The organism is Bacillus sp. GMs2/2 (assembly GCF_050172095.1).
Taxonomy (GTDB): Bacteria; Bacillota; Bacilli; order Bacillales; family Bacillaceae_G; genus Bacillus_A; species Bacillus_A cereus.
In genome coordinates, this window is record NZ_JBNLYE010000316.1 from 1 (window position 1) to 4,688 (window position 4,688).

Sequence of the window (4,688 nt, forward strand, 5' to 3'; positions counted from 1 at the left end):
ACGACAAAATTTTGATTTCGGATAAAATTGCCAATTCAATCAAATTATATCAACAAAAAATATATTCTGTTAAACCGTCTAAAACATTATTACAAACGTCTAGTACAGTTCGAAATATAAAACCAGAAATCTTTAATTACACAAATTTCAAGAATTTATTAAACAAATTTTATAGTGAAATTGTTTGTGGGAAGTATGGCCTCAAATTATTAGAGAACAGCTCGGAGCCACATATCCAATCACCTTACAATATTTATAGGAAAATAAGACCAAATGATACTCGCCATTTTGCATTTTTGAATTTAATGTTGCAAGGTTATCATCCCAGTGAGATTGCTAGATTAGGGGGACACAATTCTATTTATTCTCAAATGGCTTATCATAACCACTTGGAATATTGGGTTGATTCAGACCTAATAAAATTATTAGCGAATCAAAAAAGACATTTAGGTGACCTTTCAAACGAATTTTTTAAAGAAATTATTTTCAAAAATGCGATGAATACCACTACGGAAGTTTCTGAAGTTGTTAAAATTCCATTAGAAATCGGTTATTGTACAGATCCTTTACAAGACTGTCCCGTAGATGAACACTATCTCTGTAAACATTGGAGAATAACCTTCGATGATTACCAAAAACATTATGATAAATTACAAAACATCCTTGTTAATCAAGAGTCTGTTCTTAAATTATGCATCGATAAACTATTAGCACTTCATAAAACTGGTCTCATACATCATAAAAATGATGTATATGATGAAAAAAATTCGCAATTCAATTATCAGTTAATTGAAAGTTCTAAGAAAGTAAAAGATGCATTATACCAATTAGCAAAACTAAAGGAAGGGTTTGAAATGTATGAAAAGTCGAGGGCGTAAGTCTAAAATATATCCTAAAGATATTCTTCTAAAGATTATTGATGATTTCTTAAGAAATCAGGAAAATATTCAAATTATAAGATATAAAGAAATTTTCCTTTATGCATTAGAAGAATATAACAAAGGAATATTAGATTTTAAACTGAGTGAAGATTTTTGGAGAAAACCTGATCGTCAAGGGAAATTGTTAGTTGATGAAATCAATAAAAAGAGAAGCGCTTTAATAGAAAATAATAATCAATACATTGAAATTATCTCAACAAATGATGTTATAAACAGATTATCACAGGACACTCCAGCTACTAAAAAGAAAATTATTAATCAACTGAAGGTAAATGAGTATGGCTATCGTAAAATATCTACTCGCTACAATCAACTCAAAGAAAAAGAAACTAAGATGGCACAAGAAATCGCTGAACTTAAGGCTGAGATTGTAAATCTCAAGGACAATAACGAAATCTATCAAAATGTTCTTTTTCAATGGGCAAATTTATCAAGCGTTAAAGATTTTGGTTTAATAAACTTAATTACAACTGGAAAAACTAGATCTGCTACAGTGGAACAGCTATTTCAGGATATGTTTAAAGAACAGCCTAATAAGGCTATACTAGGGCTTAATACTGACAATAAAATTGATAATGTAGTAACAATAACGAAGACAAAAAATACACTTATCGAAGACTTAGATTTATAGTTTGCCAATAAAGTGGAAAAATAAAAAATATATTTTGCTTATAATTAAGAGAACCTTACTCGACACTAGCATGGGTTCTCTTAATTTAGGCATGCTTTCGTATAGTATATTCGCTCTTCAATTTCCCTCTGTGTTTTGTGAAATACATCATTTAAATAACGCATAAACTTTCAACTTCTTTAATCAATTCATGAGGCATTATTTTTAGTACCCCACAAATAATAAATATCGTAGTAATGCTAGGCTGTCTTTGTCCGCGTTCTAGTAATCCAATAAAAGTTCTATCTAGGTCGCATTGTAACGCCAATTGTTCTTGGGAAAGACCAGCTAGTTTTCTGTGTTTTCTTAACACGGTACCAAAAGCTTTTGATATCTCGATAAGCTCACCTCTTAGTTAATTAACTAAGAAATCCACTAATTTAATCGACCGACTATAGTCATCATAAAGAGGTGATGCTACAATATTAATAAACATTTTTTGAAGGAGATTTTTTATGTCTAGTAAGAAATATGACGAAAGTTTTAAAAAGAAAATTGTTCAATTACATCTTGAAGGAAGGGCAACAACTGAACTGGGTAAGGAATATAAAGTGTCACCCACCGCAATCTATTCTTGGATAAAACTATATGCTGATGAATCGGCTATTTCTTTTAAAGAATTCAGTGCTATTCAAAAAGAAAATAAACGTTTAAAACAGGAAGTAGAAATCCTTAAACAAGCAATGACAATAATGACTTCAAAATAGAACTAGTCCTTTATCCATATTTCATGTATTAGAACTGTGTTATAGTATAAAGTACAAGATATTGAAGGAGCATGAAAATATGGCAAAAAGCTTAGTATTAGCAGAAAAACCATCAGTAGCTCGTGATATTGCGAATGTACTGAAATGTAATAAAAAAGGGAACGGCTTTTTAGAGGGCGATAAATATATCGTGACATGGGCACTAGGACATCTAGTCACCCTAGCTGATCCAGAAATGTATGATAAGAAATATCAAAAATGGAATTTAGAAGATTTACCAATGCTACCTGATCGTTTAAAACTATCAGTAATTAAACAATCCGGTAAACAGTTTAATTCCGTTAAATCACAGTTAAATCGTAATGACGTAAACGAAATTATTATCGCAACAGATGCGGGGCGTGAGGGTGAGTTAGTAGCCCGTTGGATTATTGCCAAATCTAAAGTAAATAAACCAATCAAACGTTTATGGATTTCATCCGTAACAGATAAGGCAATCAAAGATGGATTCAATAATTTAAAACCTGGTAAAGCATACGAAAACTTATACTTTGCTGCCGTAGCTCGTTCTGAAGCAGATTGGTACATCGGACTAAATGCCACTAGAGCTTTAACGACAAAATATAATGCACAGTTAAATTGTGGGCGTGTTCAGACGCCTACTGTAGCCATGATAGCTGCACGTGAAGATGAAATTAAAAACTTCAAACCACAAGTGTACTATGGCATTGAAGCACAAACTGGTTCAGTCAAACTAACTTGGCAAGATACTAACGGGAATAATCGAAGCTTTAATAAAGAAAAAATTGATAGTATCGTAAAGAGCTTAGATAAGCAAAATGCTACTGTTGTGGAGATTGATAAAAAGCAGAAGAAGTTATTCTCTCCTGGTCTTTATGATTTAACTGAGCTACAACGTGATGCAAATAAGAAGTTCGGTTACTCTGCTAAAGAAACATTAAACATTATGCAGAAGTTGTATGAACAGCATAAAGTGTTAACGTATCCTCGTACAGATTCACGCTACATTTCATCAGATATCGTCGGGACACTTCCAGAACGTCTGAAGGCGTGTGGAGTTGGAGAATACCGTCCTTTAGCACATAAAATTTTAAATAAACCGATAAAATCTAATAAATCATTTGTTGATGATAGTAAAGTAAGCGATCATCACGCAATTATTCCAACAGAAAGCTATGTAAACTTCTCAGCTTTCACAGATAAAGAACGTAAAATTTATGATCTAGTTGTAAAACGCTTCTTAGCAGTCTTATTCCCAGCATTCGAATACGAGCAACTAACGTTGCGTACAAAAGTCGGTAATGAAACGTTCATTGCACGCGGAAAAACAATTTTACATGCTGGTTGGAAAGAAGTATATGAAAATCGCTTTGAAGATGATGATGTAATTGATGACGTAAAAGAGCAACTTTTACCTCGCATTGAAAAAGGCGATACATTAGCTGTAAAGTTAATTATGCAAACATCAGGTCAAACAAAGCCACCTGCACGCTTTAACGAAGCGACTTTACTTTCAGCAATGGAGAATCCTACAAAATATATGGATACGCAAAATAAACAACTTGCTGATACATTAAAATCGACTGGTGGATTAGGTACTGTAGCGACACGTGCAGATATTATTGATAAACTATTTAATTCATTCCTAATCGAAAAACGTGGTGGCAAGGATATTTACATCACAGCAAAAGGTCGTCAACTGTTAGAATTAGTTCCAGAAGAATTACGTTCACCAGCTACGACAGCAGAGTGGGAACAAAAACTTGAACTAATTGCAAAAGGAAAACTGAAAAAAGATGCCTTTATTAATGAAATGAAACAGCATGCTAAAGAAATCGTGAAGGAAATTAAATCAAGTGACAAAAAATACAAACATGAAAACATCTCTACAAAGTCATGCCCTGACTGTGGTAAACCTATGCTTGAGGTGAATGGTAAAAAAGGAAAAATGCTTGTTTGCCAAGATCGTGAATGTGGTCACCGTAAAAATATATCACGAGTAACCAATGCACGCTGTCCACAATGTAAGAAGAAACTAGAACTTCGTGGTGAAGGGGCGGGGCAAATCTTTGTATGTAAATGCGGATATCGTGAAAAGCTATCAGCTTTTGAAGCAAGACGTAAGAAAGAATCTCGTGGTAAAGTCGATAAACGTACGGTTCAGAAATATTTAAAGCAGCAGGATAAAGAAGAACCTATAAATAATGCACTGGCAGAAGCCCTAAAAGGATTTAAGTTCGACTAATGTTAATTTGGGAGAAAGATCCGATGCTTTATTCTTTCAAATGAAAATTCTAAGTGAGTTTTGATTAAACTTTTTTATAAAAATTATATAATGCTTCACAAAGT

At 32.9% G+C, this 4,688-nt stretch carries 4 protein-coding genes and 1 pseudogene; 4 read left to right on the forward strand and 1 reads right to left on the reverse strand.

Translation table 11 applies throughout. The features are described 5' to 3' along the window. Positions 1-878, forward strand: a pseudogene (locus ACQGS6_RS23275) (site-specific integrase); the annotation flags it as partial. Beyond that, positions 859-1,572 (forward strand): hypothetical protein, encoded by a 714-nt coding sequence (locus ACQGS6_RS23280; protein WP_426965675.1) that lies wholly within the window; start codon positions 859-861, stop codon positions 1,570-1,572. The pseudogene ACQGS6_RS23275 and the gene ACQGS6_RS23280, both read left to right, overlap by 20 nt. A 151-nt stretch (positions 1,573-1,723) precedes the next feature. On the opposite strand, the gene ACQGS6_RS23285 is transcribed toward ACQGS6_RS23280, so the two are convergent. Next, positions 1,724-1,951, reverse strand: a complete 228-nt coding sequence (locus ACQGS6_RS23285) for a helix-turn-helix domain-containing protein (protein ID WP_016103240.1) — start codon at positions 1,949-1,951, stop codon at positions 1,724-1,726. A gap of 115 nt (positions 1,952-2,066) precedes the next feature. Here ACQGS6_RS23285 and ACQGS6_RS23290 point away from each other — a divergent pair, with 115 nt between their 5' ends. Both ACQGS6_RS23290 and ACQGS6_RS23295 read left to right on the forward strand, forming a co-directional pair. Then, a complete protein-coding gene (locus tag ACQGS6_RS23290) occupies positions 2,067-2,318 on the forward strand; it encodes a transposase (protein WP_002169259.1) in 252 nt (83 codons plus the stop codon). A gap of 79 nt (positions 2,319-2,397) precedes the next feature. Next, a complete protein-coding gene (locus tag ACQGS6_RS23295) occupies positions 2,398-4,584 on the forward strand; it encodes a DNA topoisomerase III (protein ID WP_426965676.1) in 2,187 nt (728 codons plus the stop codon). The last annotated feature ends 104 nt before the right edge of the window (positions 4,585-4,688 follow it).